This is a genomic window from Robinsoniella sp. (assembly GCF_034124845.1).
This window is the reverse complement of record NZ_JAWYAJ010000321.1, coordinates 1-366: the sequence shown is the minus strand read 5'-3', so window position 1 is coordinate 366 and position 366 is coordinate 1. Positions and strand designations below refer to the sequence as shown.

The following is a 366-nucleotide window of genomic DNA, read 5'->3' as shown; positions in this document are numbered from 1 at the left end:
CCAGAATCAGCAGTTTTGCATTCTTCGCCAGGGCTTTCGCAATTTCCACAAGCTGCTGTTTTCCCACTCCGATATCTTTGATCAGGGTACGGGAAGACTCCTGCAATCCTACCGTTCTTAAATATTTATCGGATTCTCCGTATGTTTCATTCCAGTCAATTGAGAAACTATTTCCTTTTTCGTTTCCCAGATACATATTTTCCCCAATGGTCATGTAGGGAATCAGTGCCAGTTCCTGATGAATGATTACAATTCCTTTTCCTTCACTGTCCTTTATGCCGGAAAAGTTACAGACCTCCCCGCGGTAAATGATATCTCCCTCATAAGTACCATGGGAGTAGATGCCGCTGAGTACATTCATCAAAG

1 protein-coding gene is annotated in these 366 nt (G+C 43.2%); it reads right to left on the bottom strand.

The features are described from left to right. On the bottom strand, positions 1-366 hold a 366-nt coding region (locus tag ACH2DQ_RS16125), incomplete at both ends, for an ATP-binding cassette domain-containing protein (protein ID WP_395027428.1).